The organism is Crossiella sp. S99.2, from assembly GCF_023094165.1.
Classification (GTDB): Bacteria; Actinomycetota; Actinomycetes; order Mycobacteriales; family Pseudonocardiaceae; genus Crossiella.
The window spans coordinates 203,673-225,902 of sequence record NZ_JALMDK010000004.1 but is presented as its reverse complement, the minus strand read 5'-3'; the positions used below and the strand labels follow the sequence as shown (position 1 = coordinate 225,902).

The window sequence follows — 22,230 nt, the reverse complement described above, 5'->3', positions numbered from 1 at the left end:
GTGGAGGTCAAGTGAATTTTTCTGCACCTGCCCGAGCGGGCGGGGTAGCCTGCCCGCTCTTGCCTGGTCCGGTGCCCCGCAACAGGATCGTGACCTTGGCTGGATACGGGGCGGCTAGAGTGCGATCAGCGACCCGGTCAGCACCGGCGATTCCGCACGCTCCGGCGCGGTGGTGACGAAGGTCCAGGACTCCGGGGACCGCCAGACCCGGGTGCGCACCGGCTCGCCAGGGTAGAGCACACCGGTGAACCGGGCGCCGAAACTGGCCAGTCGATCTGTCCGACCGGACAGCATGCCGTCCACAATGGATTTGGCCACCATGCCGTAGGTGCACAGGCCGTGCAGGATCGGCTGCGGGAAACCAGCCCTCGCGGCGAAGTCCGGGTCGATGTGCAGTGGGTTCCGGTCGCCGCAGAGCCGGTACAGCATGGCCTGCTGGGGCAGGGTCGGGGTGTCCAGGACCGCGTCCGGCTCGCGTTGCGGCGCGGCGAAGCGGGTGGACGGGCCGCGGTCGCCGCCGAACCCGCCGGCACCGCGGGCGAAGATGCTGGAGCGGGTGCTGAACAGCGGGTCGTCGTCGATGTCCACTGTGGACTCCTGCACGAGCACCGCGGACTCGCCCTTGTCGTAGACCGCGACGATCCTGGTCACCAGCCGCGCGGTGCCGGCCACCGGGATGGGGCGGCGCAGGCTGATCGACTGTTCGCCGTGCAGCACCTTGGTCAGATCCAGCTCGACCCCGGGGTAGGACACCGTGGGTGGGGCGGTGACGTGCAGGGTCGGCGCGACCACGCCGAAGGTGGCCAGCACCTGGAGTCCAGGTTCGTAGGTGTAGGGGAGTTCGGTCGCGCCCAGGGCCAGGTGGTACAGCAGCACGTCGGTGGGCGACCAGGAGAACTCCACCGGCGGCAGCTCGGCGCCGATCGCGCGGTCGGGGTCGATGGGCATGGCGCTCCCGTCACTCGTAGCTGATCCGGACCGAATCGGCGGCGGGCAGGGCCTGGCAGGCCAGGATGATCCCCTCGGCGAGGTCCTCCTCGTCCAGGACCTCGTTGTTGGCCAGGGTGACTTTGCCGTCGAGCAGGCGGCAGGCGCACGCGCTGCACGCGCCCGCGCGGCAGGAGTACGGGGCAGCCAGGCCGTGGTCGAGCAGCACGTCCAGGAGTTTGCGTTCCCGCGGCCAGGGCAGGGTGTGCGTGTCGCCGTCCAGGTCGACCTCGACCACGGCGGCGTCCGCGTCCGCCTCGGGTGCGGCGGCGAACGGATTGTCGGACAGGGACAGGAAAATCTCCCGATGGATCCGGTCGTCAGGAATATCCACAGTGGACAATGCGTCGAGCACCGCGGTCATGAACGGGCCCGGCCCGCACAGGAACACCCGGTGACCAGTCAGTGGAGCGGCGAAGGCGCGGAGGGCGGGGACGGTGGGCAGGCCCTGCACCGACTCCAGCCAGTGGAGCACCCGCAGCCGGTCCGGGTGGGCCGCGCCGAGCGCCCGCAGTCGCGCCGCGAATATCACCGAGTGCTCGTCCCGGTTGGCATAGAACAAGGTCAGCCGACCGGAGCCGTGCGCCAGCACGGCCTTGATGATCGAGATGACCGGGGTGATGCCGCTGCCGCCCGCGAACAGCGCCAGGTCCTCGTCGAGCGAGGGCGGGGTGAACACCCCGGCCGGGGGCAGCACGTCGAGTTCGGCGCCCGCGGTGATCCGGTCGCAGAGCCAGTTCGAGCCGTAGCCCTGCGCCACCCGTTTCACCGTGACCGCGGGTGGTTCGCCGGGGCCGTTGCACAGCGAGTAGGAGCGGGCGATCTCCCCGCGCTCGCCGGGGATGCGCAGGGTCAGGAACTGGCCGGGCCGGTGCCGGAACACCTCGGCGAGTTCCGGTGGCACCTCGAACACCAGGGTGCGAGCGTCCGCGGTCTCACTGACCACAGTGGACACCCGGAGCCGGTGGCCCCGGTCAGCCATCGGACACCGCCAGCCCGCCCTGGGCCACCGCCGCCTCGATCCCGGCCCGCAGCCGCGGACATCCGGGCACCTGCGCGCTCGGCCGGTCCGCGCCGCTGAGCACCGGACAGGCCGTGGTGCCGGTGGTCCACTGCACGCTGGTGTGCTCGGGGCTGTTCTTCTTCACCAGCACCTCGACGGCGCAGCCGGGACAGGTCAGCGGGCGCAGACCGCCGGTGAGGTAGTCCGCGCGGTCACTGCCCATCGCCGTCCCGCCGGGCCAGGTTCTCGGCCACCTCGCGCTCCCACGCGGCCACCGCGCGGCTGGTGTCCACCTCGAACTCGAAGCGCCGCACCATGTCCTCGGTGACCTCCTCGGTGTCCACATAGAACTGGTCGTACCAGCGGCGCAACTGGTAGACCGGCCCGTCCTCCTCGCACAGCAGCGGATTGTCGATGCGGGCCTTGTTCTTCCAGATCTCCACGTCCTGCAGGAAACCCACGCCGATACCGCGGGCGAACTTGCCGGCGATCTTGTCCGCGTGCTCGTCGGTCAGACCGGGCAGCTTCTTCACGATCGCGCCCCACTGCAGCACGAAGGAGTTGGCGCTGACCGGGTAGTGGCAGTTGATCAGCACCGTTTCGATCACGGTGCCCTTGTAGTCGTTGGCCAGGTGGTTGATCATGTAGGACGGGCCGTAGTAGGAGGCTTCGGAGCGCACCTGCACATCGCCGGTGTAGTTGGAGGCCACCGCCACGTCCGGACGGCCGCGGGTGGTCAGGTACTGGCTGGCGATGTGGCCCTCGAAGACGTTCTTGAAGTAGGTGGGGAAGGCGAAGTGCACGTAGAAGAAGTGCGCCATGTCCACCACGTTGTCCATGATCTCCCGGCAGTTCGAGCCGTCGATGCGCACCGAGTCCCAGGTCCAGTTGCTCCACTCGGAGCTGTACGCGCCCTCGATCCGCGGGATCACCACGTGCTCCGGCGGCGGTTTGCCCTGCGGGTCGTGGTAGACGAAGAGCTGCTTGTTCTGCTCCAGGGTGAGCCAGGACCGGGTGCGGGCCCGCAGCGGAACCCGTTTGGCGTAAGGGATTTCCACACACCGGCCGGCGCCGGACCAGCGCCAGTCGTGGAACGGGCAGGCGATGGCGGCGCCCTTCACCGTGCCCTGGCTCAGATCCCCGCCCATGTGCCGGCAGTACGCGTCGAGCACGTGCAGCTGGTCGTCCTCGCCGCGGAAGACCACCAGCTTGGTGCCAAAGGCTTCCACCGGATGGGGTTTGCCGTCGCGGAAGGTCGCGGCCAGCCCGAGACAGTGCCAGCCGCGGGCGAACCTGGCCGGCGGCGTGCCGGACTCGATCAACCGCACCTCGTCGGCTGTTGCGGTCATCAGCTTCCTCCTGCCTTGGTCCGTGCCGCGTCCAGCGCGGCCAGGTAGCCGAAGGTCATCGCCGGGCCGATGGTCGCGCCCGCCCCGGCGTAGGTGCGGCCCATCACCGCGGCGCTGGTGTTCCCGGCCGCGTACAGGCCGGGGATCACCGAGTCGTCGGCGCGCCGCACCCTGGCGTGCTCGTCGGTGCGCAACCCGCCCTTGGTGCCCAGATCCCCTGGCACCACCCGGATCGCGTAGAACGGTCCCTGGGTCACCGCGCCCAGGCACGGGTTGGGGCGTTGCCGCGGATCGCCGTAGTAGCGGTCGTAGGCGGACTCGCCGCGGTGGAAGTCCTCGTCCCGGCCGGTGCGGGCGAACCCGTTGAATCTGTCCACAGTGGACTTCAACGCGTCGGCGGGCACTTCGATCTGCCCGGCCAGGGCTTCGACGCTGTCCGCCTTGCGGACCACGCCGAGTTTCAGCCAGCGCTCCGGGAACGGTTGGCGGGGCGGCAGTCCGGCGAACAGGTAGCGGTTGCGGTAGCGCTGGTCGCAGATCAGCCAGGTGGGCAGGTTCACCGCCGTGTCGCCGGGCGGGCCGTACATGGCGTGCACCGCGTCCACGTACGGCGCGGCCTCGTTGACAAACCGTTGCCCGGCACCGTTGACCAGCAGGCAGCCGGGCAGGGTGCGTTCGGCCAGGCAGAAGTACGGGCCGCCGCTGAGTGGGATGGACGGTCCCCACCACGCCTCGTCCATCAGCTCCACCGCCGCGCCGAGTCGTTGTGCCGCCTCGATCCCGTCGCCGGTGTTGCCCGCCGCGCCCACGGTCCACTCGGCGGAACTCGGCGCCCGGTGGTGCAGCTTGCGCAGCTCCTCGTCCCGCTCGAAACCACCGCAGGCCAGCAGCACCCCGTGCCGCGCGGTGATGATCCGTTCGCCGTCCTCGCCGCCGACCTGGACGCCGGTGACCCGGTCCTCCTCGACGACCAGCGAGAGCAGCGGGGTGTTCAGCCACACCGGCACCCCGGCCTGGACCAGCCCGGAGCGCAGGCAGGCGGCCAGGGCCTGGCCCATGGTCAGCACGGGTTCCCGGCGCAGCAGCACATCGCGCAGTTTGCGCGCGCCCACCCGCACCGCCCGCCAGAGCCCGCGTGGATGCCGTAGCACCAGGTTGAGCCAGCGGTAGTCGGCCGCGGTCACGGTCAGCCCGTACTGCGCGCTCAGGTAAGGGGGTTCGAGGTCCTCGACCTCGCCGCCGAGGGAGTTCGCGCTGACCGGCCGTGGTTCGACCGTTCGGCCGCCTGGGGCTCCGCCGGGCGCCTCGGGGTAGTAGTCGGCGTAGCCGGGCACCCAGGCCAGTCGCAGCGGGGTGTGCGCGAGGACCAGGTCCAGCATATCGGGGCCGTGGGTGAGCAGCGCGCGCCAGCGGGCCTCGGTCACCGAGTCGCCGAGCAGGTGCGCCAGGTAGGTCGCGGCGGCGCCTGCCGGTTCGGTCACCCCGGCCGCGCGCAGCACCGAGTTGCCCGGCACCCAGATCGCGCCGCCGGAACGGGCGGTGGATCCGCCGTAGCGGGCGGCCTTCTCCACCACCAACGCGGTCAGGCCGTGCTGGGCGGCGGTCAGTGCGGCGGTGAGCCCGGCGGCCCCGCTGCCGACCACCACGAGGTCGACCTCCATGCCACCTCCCTCGAACATCAGACTGGAACAGGTTATAGTTTTTTCGGGCTAAGACGCTATGGTTGGCTTAGATTGCTGCGATCGAGCGAAGAGAACGTGTTGCACACACGCTTCGGGAGGCTGCTGTGTCGACCGATGACCTGCTTGCAGGGTCGAGCATTGGCACCGCCTGGGACGACCGTGCCGAGGTAGTGGTTCTCGGGTTCGGTGCGGCGGGCGCGTGTGCGGCGATCGAGGCCGCGGCCGGTGGCGCGGACGTCCTGGTGGTGGACCGGTTCAGTGGCGGCGGCACCACCGCGATCTCCGGTGGCGTGGTCTACGCCGGTGGCGGCACGAAGATCCAAGCCGCGGCGGGGGTCGGCGATTCGGTCGAGGCGATGCACGCCTACCTGCGCGAAGAGGTCGGCGACGCGGTCTCCCCGGAGACCCTGCGCCGCTTCTGCGCCACCAGCGCCGAACACCTGGAGTGGCTGCGCCGCCAGGGCGTGCCGTTCGAGGGCAGCCTGTGCCCGTACAAGACCTCCTACCCGGACAACCGCTACTACCTGTACTTCTCCGGCAGCGAGAACTCCGGGGCCTTCCGCCGCTACGCCGTGCCCGCACCGCGTGGCCACCGCGCCAAGGGACCCGGTACCTCGGGGGCCACGCTGTTCACCGCATTGGCCGAATCCGTGCGCTGCCAGGGCGCGCGCGTGCGCACCCAGACCACCGCGCGCCGACTGATCGTCGAACGCGGGCGGGTCACCGGGGTGGAATGCCGGACCCTGGACCGCGCGCCGGGCTGGGTGCGGTTCGCACACCGGGTGCTGAGCCGGTACGCGGCCAAACCCGGGGTGTACCTGCCGTGGCTGCGGCGGGTGCTGCACGCGCAGGCGGCCGGGCTGGAACGGCGGCACGGCAGGCGAATCCGGATCGGCGCCACCGCCGGAGTGATCATCGCGGCCGGGGGGTTCGCGGAGAACCGGGAGATGCTGCGCGAGCACGCGCCGGACCACCGCGGTGGACTTGCCCTTGGCACGCCTGGGGATGACGGCTCCGGCATCCGGCTCGGCGTCGAGGCCGGGGCGGCTACCGGATTGCTGGACCGAGTCTCCGCCTGGCGTTTCCTCAGTCCGCCCAGCGCGTTGCTGTCCGGGCTGCTGGTGGATCGGGACGGGGCCAGGGTGATCGACGAGTCCCGCTATGGCGCGGCCGTCGGCGAGGCGTTGATCAGCAGGCACCGCGGGCGCGGCTGGCTGTTGGTGGACGCGGCGATCCTGGCCGAGGCCCGCCGTCAGGTGCCGCGGCAAGCACTGTGGTTCCAACGACTTCAGGCCTACGCCCAGCTCGCCGCGCGGGTCACCGGGCCGACCCTGGAATCGGTGGCCGCGCGCGCCGGGGTCGACTCGGCCGGACTGCGCGCCACCGTGCAAGCCCACCAGGACCGGGTGCGCTGCCGGGCCGCCGATCCGACCGGACGGCCCGCCGAGCTGTCCAGGGAACTTCGCCCGCCGTTCTCCTTGCTGGACATGTCGATCCGCAACCGGCTCAACCCGTGCCCGATGCTGCCACTGGGCGGACTGGTCGTGGATGAGCGGACTGGGGCGGTGCGCAGGCCGGACGGCTCGGCCATCACCGGCCTGTACGCGGCCGGGCGTTCCGCGGTCGGCCTCTGCTCGCGTTCCTACGTCAGCGGCCTGTCCCTGGCCGACTGCGTGTTCTCCGGCCGCCGCGCCGGAGCCCACCTCGCCGCCACCAGGAGGTCCGGTGCTCACCGCTGACCAGCGCGTCGACGCCGCGGAGTTGTTGCGCGCGGCCGAAACCAGGCGCAGTCCGATCAGCCCGCTGATCCGCAGTCACCGCGGCATCGACGTGGTGGACGCCTACCAGATCCAGCTGCTCAACATCCGGCGGCGCCTGGACGCGGGACGGCGGGTGCTCGGGCACAAGGTCGGGCTGTCCTCCGCGGCCATGCAGCAGATGATGGGTGTCACCGAACCGGACTACGGGCACCTCCTGGACGACATGGCGCTGGCCGAGGACGTGCCGGTGGACCCGCGACGGTTCTGCCAGCCGCGGGTGGAGGTCGAGGTGGCCTTCATCCTCGGCGAGGACCTGCCGCCCGGCTGCACCGAGGCGGAGGTGCTGGCCAGGACCGCGGCACTCGCGCCGGCCATCGAGCTGATCGACAGCCGGATCACCGACTGGCGGATCAGCCTGCCGGACACGGTGGCGGACAACGCCTCCTCGGCCGCGTTCGTGCTCGGCGCGGCCAGAGTGCCACCGTCCCATGTGGACATCAAAGGGATCTGGGCCAGCCTGTCCCGCAACGGCGAGGTCCTCGCGAAGGGCCGTAGTGACGCGGTGCTGGGCAATCCGGCCACCGCGGTGGCCTGGCTGGCCGGGAAGGTGGCGGGCTTCGGTGTGCGGCTGCGCGCCGGGGACGTGGTGCTGCCCGGCTCCTGCACCCGGGCCTACGACGCCAGTCCCGGCGACACCTTCCACGCCGACTTCACCGGACTCGGCACCGTGTCCCTGACAATGCTCGACTCTGCAAGCAAGTCTTCGGCGACGTTCCAGGAGGGCCAGGCATGACCAAGGCCGCCGCCGCCATCGTCGGCTCCGGCAACATCGGCACCGACCTGCTGTACAAGCTGCTCCGGTCGCCGATGATCAGTCCACAGTGGATGGTCGGGGTAGACCCGGACAGTCCAGGGCTCAAACGGGCCGCCGACCTGGGCCTGGCCACCTCCGCCGACGGCGCGGACTGGCTGCTGGCCCAGCCCGAACTGCCCGAGCTGGTGTTCGAGGCCACCTCCGCCGCCGTGCACCGGGCCAACGCGCCGCGGTACGCCGAGGCCGGGATCACCGCGATCGACCTGACCCCGGCCGCACTCGGCCCCGCCGTGGTGCCGCCGGTGAACCTGGGCGAGCACCGGGATGCGGGCAACGTCAACCTCACCACCTGCGGCGGGCAGGCCACCATTCCGATGGTGCACGCGGTGTCCAGGATCGTGCCGGTGCGCTACGCCGAGATCGTGGCCAGTGTCGCCTCGGTCTCCGCCGGACCCGGCACCAGGGCCAACATCGACGAGTTCACCCGCACCACCGCGCGTGGCATCGAGCGGATCGGCGGTGCGGAACGGGGCAAGGCGATCATCGTGCTCAACCCGGCCGATCCGCCGATGGTCATGCGGGACACCGTGTTCTGCGCCATCCCGGAGTACGCCGACCGGGCCGCGATCACCGCCTCGGTGCTGGCCATGGCCGCGGAGATCGCCGGCTACGTGCCCGGCTACCGGCTGCTCAACGAACCCCAGTACGACGATCCCAGTCCGGCTACCGGTGGCATGGCGCGGGTGACGGTGTTCCTGGAGGTCGAAGGCGCGGGTGACTTCCTGCCGCCCTACGCCGGAAATCTGGACATCATGACCGCCGCGGCGACCAGGGTCGGCGAGCAGCTCGCGGAGGTGCGGGGATGATTTCCGAAGACTCGCTTGCGGAGTCGAGCATCGTCACAGTTCGGGTCACGGACACCTCGCTGCGGGACGGGTCGCACCACAAGCGGCACCAGTTCACCCCCGAGGAGGTGCGCGCGATCGTGGCCGCGCTGGACGGGGCCGGGGTGCCGGTGATCGAGGTGACCCACGGCGACGGCCTCGGCGGCTCCTCCTTCGCCTACGGCTTCAGCCACACCCCCGAACAGCACCTCATCCGGGTCGCCGCCGAGACCGCGACCCAGGCCAAGATCGCCTTTCTGATGCTGCCGGGCGTCGGCGTCACCGACGACATTCTCGCGGCCAGGGACAACGGCGCCGGTATCTGCCGGATCGCGACCCATTGCACGGAGGCGGATATCTCGGTCCAGCACTTCGGGCTGGCCCGCGACTGGGGTCTGGAGACCGTCGGATTCCTGATGATGGCCCACTCCCAGCCACCGGAAGTCCTGGCCAAACAGGCGCGGATCATGGCCGATGCCGGCTGCCAGTGCGTGTACGTGGTCGACTCGGCGGGCGCGCTGGTCCTGGAACAGGTCAGCGACCGGGTGGCCGCGCTGGTCGCCGAACTCGGTGATGACGCCCAGGTCGGGTTCCACGGGCACGAGAACCTGGGGCTCGCGGTGGCCAACTCGGTGGCCGCGGTCCGGGCCGGCGCCCGGCAGATCGACGGTAGTGCCCGCCGGTTCGGCGCCGGGGCCGGGAACACCCCCACCGAGGCGTTCGTGGGGGTGGCCGACAAGCTCGGATTCCACACCGGCATCGACTTCTTCGCCATCACCGACGCCGCCGAGGACGTGGTCCGCCCGGCCATGCCCGAGGAATGCCTGCTCTCCCGGCTCGCCCTGGTGATGGGCTACACCGGCGTCTACTCCAGTTTCCTCAAGCACGCCGACGACCTGGCCCGCCGCCATCAGGTCTCGGGCGCGCAGATCCTGGTCAGGGCCGGCGCGCGCAAGCTGGTCGGCGGCCAGGAGGACCAGCTCATCGACATCGCCCTGGAACTCCAGCGAGAGAACGGGATCGTCTCATGACCGAGCAGGTGACCGCCGCCGTCCGCGAGCTGCTGCCCGCGCTGCGGGACCGGGCGCAGGAGGCCGAGGACCTGCGCCGCATTCCCGCCGAGTCCATCAAAGCGTTGCAGGAGAACGGCTTCTTCAAACTGCTGCAACCCACCCGCTACGGCGGGGCGGCCGCGAACCCGGTGGTGTTCTACGAAGCGGTCACCCAGCTCGCCTCGGCCTGCGGCTCGACCGGGTGGGTGGCCTCGGTGCTCGGCGTGCACCCATGGCACATCGGCCTGTTCGACGACCGGGCCCAGCAGGAGGTGTGGGGCGAGAGCGAGGACACCCTGGCCTCCTCCTCCTACGCCCCGGCCGGCCGGGCCACCCCGGTGGACGGCGGGTTCCGGTTCAGCGGCCGGTGGAGCTTCTCCTCCGGCTGCGACCACGCCACCTGGGTGCTGCTCGGCGGCCTGGTGATCGGCCCGGAGGGCAAACCGGTGGACTTCCGGACCTTCCTGTTGCCAATCGCCGATTACTCCATTGTGGACGTCTGGGACACGGTCGGCCTGCGCGGCACCGGGTCCAACGACATCCTGGTGGAGGACGTGTTCGTGCCCGAGCACCGCACGCTCAGCTTCAGCCACACCGCCAAATGCGTGTGCCCCGGCCAGGAGGTCAACCCGGAGCCAATCTTCCGGCTGCCCTACGGCACCGTGCACCCGTTCGCGATCACCGCGCCGATCATCGGCATGGCCCGCGGCGCGTATGAGGCGCACGTCGGGCACACCCGGGCCCGGATCCGGGCCGCCTACCTCGGGGAGAAGGCCGCCGAGGACGGATTCGCCCAGGTGCGCATTGCCGAGGCGGCGGGCGAGATCGACGCGGCCTGGCTGCAACTACGGTCCACTGTGGACGAAGAGCTGGCGTTGATCGCCGCGAACGAGCGGATCCCGGTGACGCTGCGGCTGCGGGCCCGGCGGGACCAGGTGATGGGCACCGGGCGGGCGATCGCCGCGATCGACCGGCTGTTCGAGTCCGCGGGTGGCAAGGCGATCAACAACGGGCTGCCGATCCCGCGGTTCTGGCGGGACGCGCACGCCGCGCGGGCGCACGCGGCCAACGATCTGGAACGCGCGCTGGTGATGTTCGGCAAGCACGAGCTGGGCATCCCGGTGCGAGACGGGATGTTCTGATGACCGCCTCGGTGCTCAGTTTCGAGTCCACCAGCCGCTACGCCGAGGTCGGCGGGCTGCGGCTGCACTACCACGAGGCCGGACCCGCGGACGGCCCGCCGCTGGTGCTGCTGCACGGCGGCGGACCAGGGGCGAGTTCGTGGAGCAACTTCGGCCGCAACCTGCCGGTGTTCGCCCACCGGCATCGCACGATCATGCTGGACCAGCCCGGTTTCGGGCACTCGGCCAAGCCGGAGATCACCGGGCACTACTTCACCTTCAGCGCCGATGCCCTGCTGGCACTGCTGGATCACCTGGAGATCGGCAAGGCGGACCTGCTCGGCAACTCCCTCGGCGGCGGTACCGCGGTCCGGTTCGCGCTGCGGCATCCGGCGCGGGCCGGGCGACTGGTGCTGATGGCGCCGGGTGGGCTGGGGCTCAACGTGTTCGCGCCCGACCCGACCGAAGGCGTCAAGAAGCTGGCCCGCTTCGGCGCGCCGCCGGGGCCGAGCCGGGAGAAGCTCGCCGAGTTCCTGCGCACCCTGGTCTTCGACCCGGCGATGGTCACCGATGAACTGGTGGAGGAGCGGTTCGCGGTGGCGAGCACGCCGGAGTCGTTGCGCGCCATGGCCTCGATGGGCAAGTCCTTCGGCAGGCCGGACAGCTATGAGGACGGCATGCTGTGGCGGGAGGCGCATCGGCTGCGGCAGCGGGTGCTGCTGGTGTGGGGCCGGGAGGACCGGGTCAACCCACTGGACGGCGCGCTGTTGCCGCTCAAGCTGATCCAGCGGGCCCAACTGCACGTGTTCGGGCGGTGCGGGCACTGGGCGCAGCTGGAGAAGTTCGCCGAGTTCAACCGGCTGGCACTGGACTTCCTCGGGGAGGACTGAGATGGGCATCCGATCGTTGGCATACCTGCGCATCGAGGCCACCGACCTGCCGAAGTGGCGCGAGTTCGGCCTCAAGGTGCTCGGCATGGTCGAGGGCAAGGGCGCCGACCCGGCCGCGCTGTACCTGCGCATGGACGACTTCCCGGCCCGCCTGGTCATCCTGCCCGGTGAGCGCGACCGGCTGGCCGCCGCGGGCTGGGAGGTCGCCAACGAGGCCGAGCTGACCGAGGTCGCGGACCGGCTGGACGCGGCCGGGGTGCCGGTGAAGGCGGCGGCGAAGGCGGAACTGGCGGACCGGCGGGTCACCGGGATGATCAGCTTCGAGGACCCGTCCGGGAACACTCTGGAGGTCTTCCACGGCGCGGCGCTGGAACACCGGCGAGTGGTCAGCCCGTACGGCCACCGGTTCGTCACCGGCGAACAGGGACTTGGGCACGTGGTGCTCTCCACCCACGATGACGCGGCGGCGCTGGCCTTCTACCGGGATGTGCTGGGTTTCCGGCTGCGGGACTCGATGCGGCTGCCTCCGCAACTCGTCGGGCGGCCGGCCGATGGCGAGCCGGCCTGGCTGCGGTTCTTCGGCTGCAACCCGCGGCACCACAGCCTGGCGTTCCTGCCGATGCCCACTCCGTCCGGGATCGTGCACCTGATGGTCGAGGTGGAGGAACCCGACGACGTGGGTCTGTGCCTGGACCGGGCGTTGCGGCGCAAGGTGCCGATGTCGGCGACCCTGGGCAGGCACGTCAACGACCTCATGCTGTCCTTCTACATGAAGACCCCAGGCGGGTTCGACGTCGAGTACGGCTGCGAGGGCAGGCAGGTCGAGGACGAGAACTGGATCGCCAGGGAGAGCACGGCGGTGAGCCTGTGGGGTCACGACTTCAGCATCGGCCAGCCACCGTCGTGACCGTCCACAGCGGACTGACCGCGGACCGGTTCCGCGCGGTGCTCGGCCACTTCTGCACCGGGGTGGCGGTGGTGACCGCGCCGGGACCGGTCGGGTTCGCCTGCCAGTCCTTCGCCGCGTTGTCCCTGGACCCGCCGCTGGTGCTGTTCTGCGCCGGGCGGTCCGCACGGTCGCTGCCGCTGATCCGGCAGGCCGGGGTGTTCGCCGTGAATATGCTTGCGGAAGATCAGCAGGGACTGTCCACTGTGTTCGGTCGCAGTGGACCGGACAAGTTCGCCGGGGTGGCCTGGAATCCGGCCGGGAGCGGATCGCCGTTGCTGGCCGGGGTGCTGACCTGGGTGGACTGCGAGGTGCGGGCCGAGCACGATGCCGGCGATCACGTGATCGTGGTCGGCGAGGTGCGCGAGCTGGGACCGGTCAGCGACGGGCGGCCACTGCTGTTCTACCGCGGGCGGTACGCGGCCACCGACGGCGGCGGCGAGTCGCCAGGGCACCTGGACTCGGTGTTCACCTGGTCGCGGCCGACCGACTGGATGTGAGATCCAGGAGTCCGGCGAGCCGGTCCAGGTGCTGAGCCGGAGTGCCGAACAGGTGGGCGCTGCCGTGCGCGCGTTTGAAGAACAGGTGCGCGTCGTGTTCCCAGGTGATCGCGATGCCGCCGTGCAGCTGGATCATCTCACCGGCCACTGTGGACAGTGCTTCCGAGCAGTGCACCTTGGCGAGTGCGGCGTAACGCGGGAGTTCGGTGGGGCTGGCCAGGGCGTGCAGGGCGGACGCGGCGGCCGAACGGGCGGTCTCCACGGTGAGGTGCAGGTCGGCGAGGCGGTGTTTGATCGCCTGGAAGGAGCCGATCGGGCGGCCGAACTGGATTCGGGACTTGGCGTAGTCGACCGTGCGGGCCAGGGCCTCGGCGGCGATCTCGGCCTGTTCGTAGGCGAGCAGCACACAAGCCTGGTCGCGGAGCCGGTCGAGGTCGACTGGGCCGAGGCAGTCGGCTGGGACGCTGGCGCAGTGGATGGTGCCGAGTGGGCGGGTGGGGTCCAGGGCGTTGGCGTCGACCCGGGAGCAGGTTCGTGGCAGGAACAGCGCGGGGCCGGCGGCTGTCCGGGCCAGAACCAGGGTGAGGTCGCCGTCGAGGACGTAGTGCGCGGCGCCGGTCAGGGCGCCATCGTAGCTGCAGGCCGGGGCTGTCCAGTGTCCTTTGTGGTCGGTCCAGGCGAGGGTGGCCGGTTCGCCGCCCGCGATGCGGGGGAGCAGACGGGCCTGGGCCTCGGGGTTGCCGGTGGCCAGGATCGCCTGGGCGGCCAGGGTCGAGCTGAGCAGCGGGTTGGGGGTGAGGCGGAGTTCGCCGAGGGCGATGGCGACCTCGGCGAGACCGCCGCCCTGACCACCGTGGCTGTCCGGAATGGACAGTCCGAGGTCGATGTCCCGGTGACCTCGGGAGAGTGCCGTGCGGATGGTGGCACGCAGGGCCAGCTGATCCTCGGTCAGTCCCAGGTCCATGAGTCCTCCGTGAGCGCGGCCAGCACCCGGCCGCGGTGGTGGTCCTGGGTGCCCCAGCTGGTGTGCAGGGCGCGGACCAGGGTGAGCCAGCGGCTCAACGGATATTCCTGGGTGTAGCCGATCGCGCCGTGCAGTTGCAGCGCGGTGCGGGCGGCGCGCTGGGCGGCATCGGCGGCGGCCACCCTGGCGGCAGAGACATCGCGGGCGGTGCCGGTGAGGGCGGCGGCGTGGGTCAGCGGGCGGGCCAGTTCCAGGGCGACGTGGGTGTCGGCGAGGCGGTGCTGCACAGCCTGGAAAGCGCCGACGGGGTGGCCGAACTGGGTGCGGGCCTTGGCGTGCGCGACGGTGAGATCGAGCATGGCCCTGGCCGCGCCGAGCAGTTGGGCGGCGGTGGCCAGGGTGGCGAGGTTGAACGCGCGAGCGGCGGCGGTGCGGACCGCAGGGCCCTGGGTGAGGGGAGTGGTCGGGGTGAGCTGGTGTAGATGGCGGTGCGGGTCCACAGAGGACAGTGGGGAGCGGGGCGCGACGGAGTTGGGGCTGGGGCGGGGTGTCGGTGTCGCGGTGGCGAGGGTGTCCTGGTCGAGGTGGAAGTAGCGCGTGGCGGTCAGCGCGAGGGGAGCGTGCGGCGGCATCGCCAGCGACGCCTGGGTTCCGGCGGCCAGTTCGGCCAGCAGCTCCGGTTGGCCGAGGTCGGTGAGCAGGGCCGGGAGCGCGGCCAGGGTGTCGGTGAGCGGTCCGGGCACGGCGTGGTGGCCCAGCTCTTCCATGGCGACCACCAGGTCGATCGGGTCCGCGCCCAGACCGCCGTGTTCGACGGGAATGAGCAGGGCGGGGACGCCGAGGGTGATGAGCGTGGGCCAGGGGTCCTTTGTGGACTCCAGGGCGGCATGCAGGGTTTTGGCGAACTGGCTTTGTTCCGGGGTGAGGGCGAATCTCATCGAGGGCTCCGGGGGAGGCCGAGCAGGCGTTCCGCGACCACGGTGCGCTGGATCTCGTTGGTGCCCGCGTAAATCGGTCCGGCCAGCGCGAACAGCCAGCCGCGCAGCCAGTCACCGTCCAGTTCCGCTTCGCTGCCAAGGAGATCCAGGGCGGTCTCGTGCAGGGACAGGTCCAGGTCGGACCAGAACAGTTTGCCCACACTGGATTCCGCGCCCAGTTCGCCGCCTTCGGACAGGCGGGTGACGGTGGCCAGGGTGTGCAGGCGGTAGGACTGGGCGCCGATCCAGGCGTCCACCACCCGGTCGCGGTGCACGGGGTTCTTGGTCTGCTGCCACAGCGCGACGAGTTTGCGGGCGGTGGCCTGGAAGCGGCCGGGGCTGCGCAGGGACAGTCCGCGTTCGTTGGCCGAGGTGCTCATCGCGACCCGCCAGCCGTCGCCCGGTTGACCCAGCACGTCGGCGTCCGGGACGAAGACCTCGTCCAGGAAGACCTCGGCGAAGCCGGGTTCGCCGTCGAGCTGGGCGATGGGGCGGACGGCGACGCCGGGCGCGCGCAGGTCGAACAGGAAGTAGGTGAGACCGCGGTGGCGTTGTGCGTCCGGGTCGGTGCGGAACAGGCCGAAGGCCCGGTCGGCGAAGGCGGCCCGGGAACTCCAGGTCTTCTGACCGGAAAGCAGCCAGCCGCCGGTCGTTCTCGTTGCGCGACTGCGGATCGCGGCCAGGTCGCTGCCCGCCTCGGGTTCGGACCAGGCCTGGGCCCAGACCTGCTCAGCGCGGGCCATCGGGGGCAGCAGGCGGTCGCGTTGTTCATCGGTGCCGTGGGTGAACAGGGTGGGGGCCAACAGGAAGATGCCGTTCTGGCTGACCCGGGCCGGGGCGCCGGCGGCGTAGTACGCCTCCTCGAACAGCAGCCAGTGCAGCAGACTCGCTTCCCTGCCGCCGAACTCCCGCGGCCAGCTGACCACCGACCAGTGGGCCTCGGCCAGGGTGTGTTCCCACTCGCGGTGTGCGGCGAAACCCTCGGCGGTGTCAAGGGAAGGCAGCCGAGACGGAGTGTGTTCGGCGAGCCATTCCGTTGCCTCGGCGCGGAAAGCGCGGGCTTCGGCGTCCAGGGTCAGGTCCACCTCAGCTGTCCGCTCGCATCGACTTGGCGTCCAGTCCGGCCAGCGCGTCGGGGCTGGTCTCGGCGTTGTGCGCGTGTGCCAGGTGGTGCAGGCCGAACACCGAGTCCATACCGGCCCGCTGACCCATCAGGTCCTCGCACTGGTTGACCGCGCGTTTGGTCAGGGCCAGGCCGAACTGCGGCATCCTGGCGATTCGCTCGGCGAGTGCGAAGGTGGCCTCGGTCAGTTCGGCGCGTGGCACCACCCGGCTCACCATGCCCCATTCGTAGGCGCGGGCCGCGCTGAACCGGTCACCGGTGAACAGCACCTCCTTCGCTGCCCGCGGACCCAGCACCCACGGGTGCGCGAAGTACTCCACCCCGGGAATGCCCATCCGCACCACCGGATCCGCGAAGAACGCGTCCTCCGAGGCCACGATCAGATCGCACACCCAGGCCAGCATCAGCCCGCCCGCGATGCACGCCCCCTGCACCATCGCGATCACCGGCTTGGGGATCTCCCGCCAGCGGCGGCACATGCCGAGGTAGACCTCCATCTCCCTGGCATAGCGCCGATCCCCGCCTTCGCGGTCGGTGTGATCCCACCACAGCACGGCTTTCCGGTCGAAGGCGGTGTCCGCGTCCCGGCCGGGGCTGCCGATGTCGTGCCCGGCGGAGAAATGCTCGCCGGACCCGGCCAGCACGATCACCTTGACCTCGGGATCGTCCACCGCGCGGGCGAACGCCTCGTCCAGGGCGTAGGTCATCGCCGAGTTCTGCGCGTTGCGGTACTCCGGGCGGTTCATCGTCACGACCGCCACCGCGTCCTTGCGGACGTACTCGACCACCATCAGCTCTCCTCGCGCAACCGCTGTTTGAGCACCTTGCCGGAAGCGTTCCTGGGTAAGGAATCCCGGAACTCCACCGATCGCGGCACCTTGAAGTTGGCCAGCCTTTCCTTGCAGAACTCCAGAACGTCCGAAGTGGACAGTGCGACGCCGGGACCAGGCACCACGAAGGCGCGGCCTACCTCGCCGAGCCGTTCGTCCGGCACCCCGATCACCGCGGCGGCGGACACCCCGGCCAGTTCGGCCAGGGCCTGCTCGATCTCCGCCGGGTACACGTTGAACCCGCCGCTGATGTACATGTCCTTGAGCCGGTCGGTGATGGTGAGACAGCCGCGCTCGTCCAGGCGGCCGATATCGCCGGTGTGCAGCCAGCCGTCGCCGTCGATCGCGGCCGCCGTCGCGACCGGGTCGTCCAGGTAGCCGAGCATCAGATTGGGGCCACGCAACAGGACCTCGCCATTCGTGGCCAGTCGCAGCTCGAATCCGGCGGCGGGGCGACCGCAGGTGGTGGCCACGGTGACCGGGTCGTCGCCGGGCCGGCACATGGTGGCCACCACCGCCTCGGTCAGCCCGTACGCGGTGAGCACGGTGTCGAAACCCAGTTCGGTGCGCATCCGCTCGACCAGGCGCACCGGCACCACGGCCGCGCCGGTGACCGCCAGCCGCAGCGTGGACAGGTCCGCGGTGTGCTCGTGGTCCAGCAACGACTGGTAGATCGTGGGCGCCCCGGGCAGCACGGTGATCCGTTCCCGCTCGATCAGCCGGACCGTGCCGGCCGGGTCGAACACGGCCTGGGGCACCAGGGTCGCGCCGGTGAGCAGGCCGGCCAGGATGCCGATCTTGTAGCCGAAACTGTGGAAGAACGGGTTCACCACCAGGTAGCGGTCGCCCGTGCGCAACCCGGCCAGTCGCGCCCAGGCCACGGCCACGCCGAGGGACTGGTGGTGCGCGCTCATCGCGCCCTTGCTGCGGCCGGTGGTGCCCGAGGTGTAGAGGATGTCGCTGACATCGTTGTCCCGCACCGATTCCGCCCGCGCCGCCACCGCGTGCGGCGGAACCGGCGAGCGGGCCAGGTCAGGGGCCGGGGCGGCGGAGTCGACCGGGATGCGCAGCACGGTGCGCAGTTCCCCTGGAAGTCCGGCGCGGCGCAGTTCGGCCAGGCGGTCGACGCCGAGGAATTCCTCGGTGGCCACCAGGGCTTTCGCGCCGCTGCGGGTGAGCACGTCCAGGGCTTCCGCTGCGGTGAACCGGGTGTTGAGCGGGACCAGGGTGCCCCCTGCGTACAACGCGCCGAGCGCGGCCACTATCCAGTGCGCGGTGTTCGGCCCCAGCACAGCCACCCGGTCGCCCGGCTGCAGGCCCGCGCCGAGGAACACCCCGGCCGCCGCGCGCACCCGGTCCAGGAGGCCGGTGAAGTTCCAGCGGGTCGCGCCGTCCACCACGGCCTCGGCCGCGCCGAAGTGCTGCGCCGCCGAGTGCAACGCCGCGGGGATGGTGCTGGGATTCACCGAACACCTCCAAGCAAGTGCTTGGTAGGCTAGCCTACGCAGGTCGGTGCGCCTTGAGAAGCCTGGAGGCCGACATGGATACGTTCCGTTGTGCGGTCAGGGAATGGCTCGCGACCAACCTGACCGGCGAGTTCGCCGCGTTACGCGGTCTTGGCGGGCCGGGTCGCGAACACGAGGCTTTTGAGGAGCGGCTGGTCTGGGACCGGCACCTCGCCGCGGCCGGCTGGACCTGCCTGGGCTGGCCGGTGGAACACGGTGGCCGCGGACTGTCCCTGGCCGAGCAGGTCATCTTCCACGAGGAGTACGCGCGCGCCGAGGCCCCGGCCCGGGTGAGCCATGTGGGTGAGGAGTTGCTGGGGCCCACGCTGATCGCCTTCGGTTCACCCGAACAGCGGCAACGGTTCCTGCCCGGCATCGCCGCGGTGCGGGAGCTGTGGTGCCAGGGCTATTCCGAACCGGAGGCCGGGTCGGACCTGGCCGCGGTGCGCACCACCGCGCGCCGGGACGGCGACGAGTGGGTGGTCAACGGGCAGAAGGTGTGGACCTCGCTGGCCCATCTGGCCCAGTGGTGTTTCGCGCTGGTGCGCACCGAACCAGGCTCCCGGCGGCAGGCCGGACTGTCCTATCTGCTGATCCCGATGGACCAGCCGGGGGTGCGGGTGCGGCCGATCCGGCAGCTCACCGGGACCGCCGAGTTCAACGAGGTCTTCTTCGACGAAGCCCGCACAGCCGCGGAACTCGTTGTGGGCCAACCGGGTGACGGCTGGCGGGTGGCGATGGGCACGCTGACCGTGGAACGCGGCGCGGCCACCCTGGGTCAGCAGGTCGGGTTCCGGCGGGAGCTGACCGCGCTGGTGGAACTGGCCAGGGACTGCGGTGCGCTGGCGGATCCGGCGATCCGGGAACGGGTGACCAGGGCGTGGATCGGCCTGGAGGTCATGCGGGCGCAGGCGGTGCGCACGATGTCCGGGCCACGCACCGGATTCGAGGCGTCGGTGGCCAAACTGTGCTGGTCCCGCTGGCATCGCGGACTCGGCGAGCTGGCCATGGCGGTGCGCGGCGCGGCCGGGCTGACCGCGCCGGCGGACCTGGACCGGTGGCAGCGGCTGTACCTGTTCAGCCGCGCCGACACCATCTACGGCGGCTCGGACGAGATCCAGCGCAACATCATCGCGGAGCGGATTCTGGGGCTGCCCAAGGAGGTTCGGCCGTGAAACCACCCGAGGGACACGGGCTGCTGACCGGGAAGGTCGCGGTGGTCACCGCGGCCGCGGGCACCGGGATCGGCGCGGCCGCCGCGGAACGCTGCCTCCTGGAGGGCGCGGCGGTGGTGGTCAGCGACTGGCACGAGCGGCGACTCGCCGAGACGGTCGAGCGGCTGGCCGCCGACCACGGTGACCGGGTGACCGGGATTCCCTGCGATGTCACCGAAGAATCCCAGGTGCAGAACCTGTTCACCGGTGCGGCTGTCCATTTTGGACGACTCGACGTGGTGATCAACAACGCCGGGCTCGGCGGCACCGCGTCGATCCTGGAGATGAGCGACGAGCAGTGGCAGCGGGTCCTGGACGTCACGCTGAACGGGACCTTCCGGTGCACCAGGGCGGCGTTGCGGCTGCTGGTCGAGCAGGGCGAGGGCGGTGCCATCGTCAACAACGCCTCGGTGATCGGGTGGCGCGCCCAGGCCGGGCAGGCCCACTACGCTGCGGCGAAGGCGGGCGTGATGGCGTTCACCCGGTGCACCGCGCTGGACGTGGCCCAGCACGGCATCCGGGTCAACGCGGTCGCGCCCAGCCTGGCCACGCATCCCTTCCTGGCCAAGGTGACCAGCGAGGAGCTGCTCGCCGAACTGGCCGGGCGGGAGGCGTTCGGCCGGGCGGCGCAGCCCTGGGAGGTGGCCACCGTCATGATCTTCCTCGCCAGCGACTACGCCACCTACCTCACCGGCGAGGTGCTGTCGGTGAGCAGCCAGCACCCGTGACCAAGGAGAACCGCGTGACCCCACGACGTGCCCCCGACACCGGCGGATCGCAGCGCCGGGCCGAACTGCTCGCGCTGGCCGCGACGCTGTTCGCCGAACGCGGGTTCCGGGCGACCACGGTCCGCGACATCGCCGACGCCGCCGGGATCCTCTCCGGCAGCCTGTACCACCACTTCGACTCGAAGGAGTCGATGGCCGACGAGATCCTCACCGGGTTCCTGAACGAGCTGTTCGGGCGCTACCGGGAGATCACCGCCACCGACCTCGGCCCGCGGCAACGCCTGGAACAGGTCGTGATCAGCTCCTTCGAGTGCATCGATGCGCACCACGCCGAGGTGGCGATCTACCAGAACGAGGCCAAATACCTGGCCCAGCAGGAACGGTTCGGCTACCTCGGCGACCACAACGTGGAATTCCGCAAACTGTGGGTCGGCATCCTGGAGGACGGGGTGCGCGCCGGAGTGTTCCGGCCGGACCTGGATGTCGAGCTGGTGTTCCGGTTCGTCCGGGACACCGTGTGGGTGGCGGTGCACTGGTACCGGCCGGACGGCCCGCTGTCCGCGCAGGACGTGGCCCGGCAGTACCTCGGCATCCTGCTCGACGGCATCGCCACCCGGCGACGTCCCGTCCGCAAGGCGTAGGTGAGCAGAAGGAGGAGAGTTCCGTGCCCGAGGCGTACCTCATCGACGCAGTACGCACTCCGGTCGGCCGCCGCGGCGGCGGACTCAGCACCATCCACCCGGCGGACCTGGGCGCGCACGTGATCACCGCGCTGTTCGAGCGCACCGGCGCCGATCCGTCCGAAGTGGACGATGTGATGTTCGGTTGCGTGGACACCATCGGCGCCCAGGCCGGGGACATCGCGCGCACCGCGTGGCTGGTCGCCGGCTACCCCGAGCAGGTGCCAGGGGTGACCGTGGACCGGCAGTGCGGATCAAGCCAGCAGGCCCTGCACTTCGCCGCCCAGGCGGTGATGAGCGGGACCGCGGACCTGGTGGTGGCCGGCGGGGTGCAGAACATGAGCCGCATCCCGATCGGCTCGGCGATGACCGTGGGCGAGCAGTTCGGCGATCCGACCCCGACCGCCATGTCACCGGGCTGGGCGCACCGCTACGGCGATGAGGAGCTGTCCCAGTTCCGGGCCGCCGACCACATCGCGCTGCGCTGGGAGATCAGCCGGGTCGAGATGGAGGAGTACGCCCTCGCCAGCCACCAGCGGGCCATCGCGGCCAGGGCCGAGGGCCGCTTCGACTGCGAGATCGTGGCCTGCAACGGGATTTCCGACGACGAGGGCCCCCGCGCGGACACCACCCTGGACCGGATGGCCGGCCTGAAACCCCTGCGCGAGAACGGCCGCATCACCGCCGCCCTGTCCAGCCAGCTCGCCGACGGCGCCAGCGCCATCCTGGTCGCCTCGGCAGAAGCCGTCCGCCGCTACAAACTCCAGCCCCGCGCCCGGGTACACCACCTGTCCGCGCGCGGAGCGGACCCGGTGGCGATGCTGACCGCCCCGATCCGGGCCACCCGGCACGCGCTGCGCCGAGCCGGGATGACCGTGGACGACATCGACCTGTTCGAGGTCAACGAGGCATTCGCGAGCGTGGTGCTGGCCTGGATGCGCGAGGTCAAGGCCCCGTGGGAGAAGGTCAACGTCAACGGCGGCGGCATCGCCCTGGGCCACCCCATCGGCGCCACCGGCACCAAGTTGATGGGGACGTTGCTGAACGAACTGGAACGCACCAACGGCCGCTTCGGCCTGCAAACCATGTGCGAAGGCGGCGGCCAAGCCAACGTCACCATCATCGAACGCCTCCCCTAACCAAGCGCCACACCAACCCTCCGCCGAGTTGGCCCAACTGGTACGCCGATTTTGCCCAAGCGGGCGTACCAGTTGGCCCAAC

Annotated in this window: 22 protein-coding genes; 12 read left to right on the top strand and 10 right to left on the bottom strand. The window is 70.9% G+C overall.

Annotated elements, in window-relative coordinates:
• Window positions 1-114 precede the first annotated feature (114 nt).
• The 5 genes from MZC64_RS16860 to kstD are packed head-to-tail and all read right to left on the bottom strand — an operon-like array spanning window position 115 to window position 5,000.
• The gene (locus MZC64_RS16860; RefSeq protein WP_247757655.1) at window positions 115-948 is read right to left on the bottom strand and encodes a MaoC/PaaZ C-terminal domain-containing protein; all 834 of its coding nucleotides are present in this window, start codon (window positions 946-948) and stop codon (window positions 115-117) included.
• 10 nt (window positions 949-958) lie between these two features.
• Window positions 959-1,969 (bottom strand): ferredoxin--NADP reductase, encoded by a 1,011-nt coding sequence (locus tag MZC64_RS16855; protein ID WP_247757654.1) that lies wholly within the window; start codon window positions 1,967-1,969, stop codon window positions 959-961.
• Entirely contained in the window at window positions 1,962-2,213 is a 252-nt protein-coding gene (locus MZC64_RS16850) for a hypothetical protein (protein ID WP_247757653.1), read from the bottom strand. The genes MZC64_RS16855 and MZC64_RS16850 overlap by 8 nt, the downstream gene beginning before the upstream one ends.
• Window positions 2,203-3,339: a Rieske 2Fe-2S domain-containing protein gene (locus MZC64_RS16845; RefSeq protein WP_247757652.1), complete on the bottom strand. Its 1,137-nt coding sequence runs from the start codon at window positions 3,337-3,339 to the stop codon at window positions 2,203-2,205. The genes MZC64_RS16850 and MZC64_RS16845 overlap by 11 nt, the downstream gene beginning before the upstream one ends.
• Window positions 3,339-5,000 (bottom strand): 3-oxosteroid 1-dehydrogenase, encoded by a 1,662-nt coding sequence (gene kstD / locus MZC64_RS16840; protein ID WP_247757651.1) that lies wholly within the window; start codon window positions 4,998-5,000, stop codon window positions 3,339-3,341. Before kstD ends, MZC64_RS16845 begins: the two co-directional genes overlap by 1 nt.
• A gap of 125 nt (window positions 5,001-5,125) precedes the next feature.
• Between kstD and MZC64_RS16835 the strand changes: the two genes are divergently transcribed.
• Genes MZC64_RS16835 through hsaB form a run of 8 tightly spaced genes read left to right on the top strand, consistent with a single transcriptional unit; the run spans window position 5,126 to window position 12,988 of the window.
• Window positions 5,126-6,760, top strand: a complete 1,635-nt coding sequence (locus MZC64_RS16835; RefSeq protein ID WP_247757650.1) for an FAD-binding protein — start codon at window positions 5,126-5,128, stop codon at window positions 6,758-6,760.
• The gene (locus MZC64_RS16830) at window positions 6,747-7,574 is read left to right on the top strand and encodes a 2-keto-4-pentenoate hydratase (RefSeq protein WP_247757649.1); all 828 of its coding nucleotides are present in this window, start codon (window positions 6,747-6,749) and stop codon (window positions 7,572-7,574) included. Before MZC64_RS16835 ends, MZC64_RS16830 begins: the two co-directional genes overlap by 14 nt.
• Window positions 7,571-8,461: an acetaldehyde dehydrogenase (acetylating) gene (locus MZC64_RS16825; RefSeq protein ID WP_247757648.1), complete on the top strand. Its 891-nt coding sequence runs from the start codon at window positions 7,571-7,573 to the stop codon at window positions 8,459-8,461. Before MZC64_RS16830 ends, MZC64_RS16825 begins: the two co-directional genes overlap by 4 nt.
• A complete protein-coding gene (dmpG, locus tag MZC64_RS16820; protein ID WP_247757647.1) occupies window positions 8,458-9,510 on the top strand; it encodes a 4-hydroxy-2-oxovalerate aldolase in 1,053 nt (350 codons plus the stop codon). Before MZC64_RS16825 ends, dmpG begins: the two co-directional genes overlap by 4 nt.
• The gene (gene hsaA, locus MZC64_RS16815) at window positions 9,507-10,673 is read left to right on the top strand and encodes a 3-hydroxy-9,10-secoandrosta-1,3,5(10)-triene-9,17-dione monooxygenase oxygenase subunit (protein WP_247757646.1); all 1,167 of its coding nucleotides are present in this window, start codon (window positions 9,507-9,509) and stop codon (window positions 10,671-10,673) included. The genes dmpG and hsaA overlap by 4 nt, the downstream gene beginning before the upstream one ends.
• Complete coding sequence (hsaD, locus tag MZC64_RS16810; protein ID WP_247757645.1) at window positions 10,673-11,542, top strand: 4,5:9,10-diseco-3-hydroxy-5,9,17-trioxoandrosta-1(10),2-diene-4-oate hydrolase; 870 nt, start codon at window positions 10,673-10,675, stop codon at window positions 11,540-11,542. Before hsaA ends, hsaD begins: the two co-directional genes overlap by 1 nt.
• Before the next feature lies 1 nt (window position 11,543).
• Window positions 11,544-12,449 carry an iron-dependent extradiol dioxygenase HsaC gene (gene hsaC, locus MZC64_RS16805; protein ID WP_247757644.1) on the top strand — a complete coding sequence of 302 codons (906 nt, stop codon included), beginning with the start codon at window positions 11,544-11,546 and terminating at the stop codon, window positions 12,447-12,449.
• Window positions 12,446-12,988, top strand: coding sequence for a 3-hydroxy-9,10-secoandrosta-1,3,5(10)-triene-9,17-dione monooxygenase reductase subunit (hsaB, locus tag MZC64_RS16800; RefSeq protein WP_247757643.1), 543 nt, complete (start codon window positions 12,446-12,448; stop codon window positions 12,986-12,988). The genes hsaC and hsaB overlap by 4 nt, the downstream gene beginning before the upstream one ends.
• Here hsaB and MZC64_RS16795 read toward each other — a convergent pair.
• From MZC64_RS16795 to MZC64_RS16775, 5 genes are read right to left on the bottom strand one after another with little or no spacing between them, the layout of a single operon-like run.
• Window positions 12,957-13,952, bottom strand: a complete 996-nt coding sequence (locus MZC64_RS16795) for an acyl-CoA dehydrogenase family protein (protein WP_247757642.1) — start codon at window positions 13,950-13,952, stop codon at window positions 12,957-12,959. The two genes, hsaB and MZC64_RS16795, sit on opposite strands and share 32 nt — an antisense overlap.
• Window positions 13,937-14,890: an acyl-CoA dehydrogenase gene (locus tag MZC64_RS16790; RefSeq protein ID WP_247757641.1), complete on the bottom strand. Its 954-nt coding sequence runs from the start codon at window positions 14,888-14,890 to the stop codon at window positions 13,937-13,939. The genes MZC64_RS16795 and MZC64_RS16790 overlap by 16 nt, the downstream gene beginning before the upstream one ends.
• Window positions 14,887-16,014: an acyl-CoA dehydrogenase family protein gene (locus MZC64_RS16785; protein ID WP_247757640.1), complete on the bottom strand. Its 1,128-nt coding sequence runs from the start codon at window positions 16,012-16,014 to the stop codon at window positions 14,887-14,889. The genes MZC64_RS16790 and MZC64_RS16785 overlap by 4 nt, the downstream gene beginning before the upstream one ends.
• A gap of 1 nt (window position 16,015) precedes the next feature.
• Entirely contained in the window at window positions 16,016-16,843 is an 828-nt protein-coding gene (locus MZC64_RS16780) for an enoyl-CoA hydratase (protein ID WP_247757639.1), read from the bottom strand.
• Entirely contained in the window at window positions 16,843-18,348 is a 1,506-nt protein-coding gene (locus MZC64_RS16775; protein WP_247757638.1) for a FadD3 family acyl-CoA ligase, read from the bottom strand. The genes MZC64_RS16780 and MZC64_RS16775 overlap by 1 nt, the downstream gene beginning before the upstream one ends.
• 74 nt (window positions 18,349-18,422) lie before the next feature.
• Here MZC64_RS16775 and MZC64_RS16770 point away from each other — a divergent pair, with 74 nt between their 5' ends.
• From MZC64_RS16770 to MZC64_RS16755, 4 genes are read left to right on the top strand one after another with little or no spacing between them, the layout of a single operon-like run.
• A complete protein-coding gene (locus tag MZC64_RS16770; protein WP_247757637.1) occupies window positions 18,423-19,562 on the top strand; it encodes an acyl-CoA dehydrogenase family protein in 1,140 nt (379 codons plus the stop codon).
• On the top strand, window positions 19,559-20,329 hold the full coding sequence (locus MZC64_RS16765; protein ID WP_247757636.1) for an SDR family oxidoreductase: 771 nt from the start codon (window positions 19,559-19,561) through the stop codon (window positions 20,327-20,329). The genes MZC64_RS16770 and MZC64_RS16765 overlap by 4 nt, the downstream gene beginning before the upstream one ends.
• 14 nt (window positions 20,330-20,343) lie before the next feature.
• A complete protein-coding gene (locus tag MZC64_RS16760; protein WP_247757635.1) occupies window positions 20,344-20,970 on the top strand; it encodes a TetR/AcrR family transcriptional regulator in 627 nt (208 codons plus the stop codon).
• Window positions 20,971-20,993: 23 nt separating this feature from the next.
• Window positions 20,994-22,148, top strand: coding sequence for an acetyl-CoA C-acetyltransferase (locus MZC64_RS16755; protein ID WP_247757634.1), 1,155 nt, complete (start codon window positions 20,994-20,996; stop codon window positions 22,146-22,148).
• The last annotated feature ends 82 nt before the right edge of the window (window positions 22,149-22,230 follow it).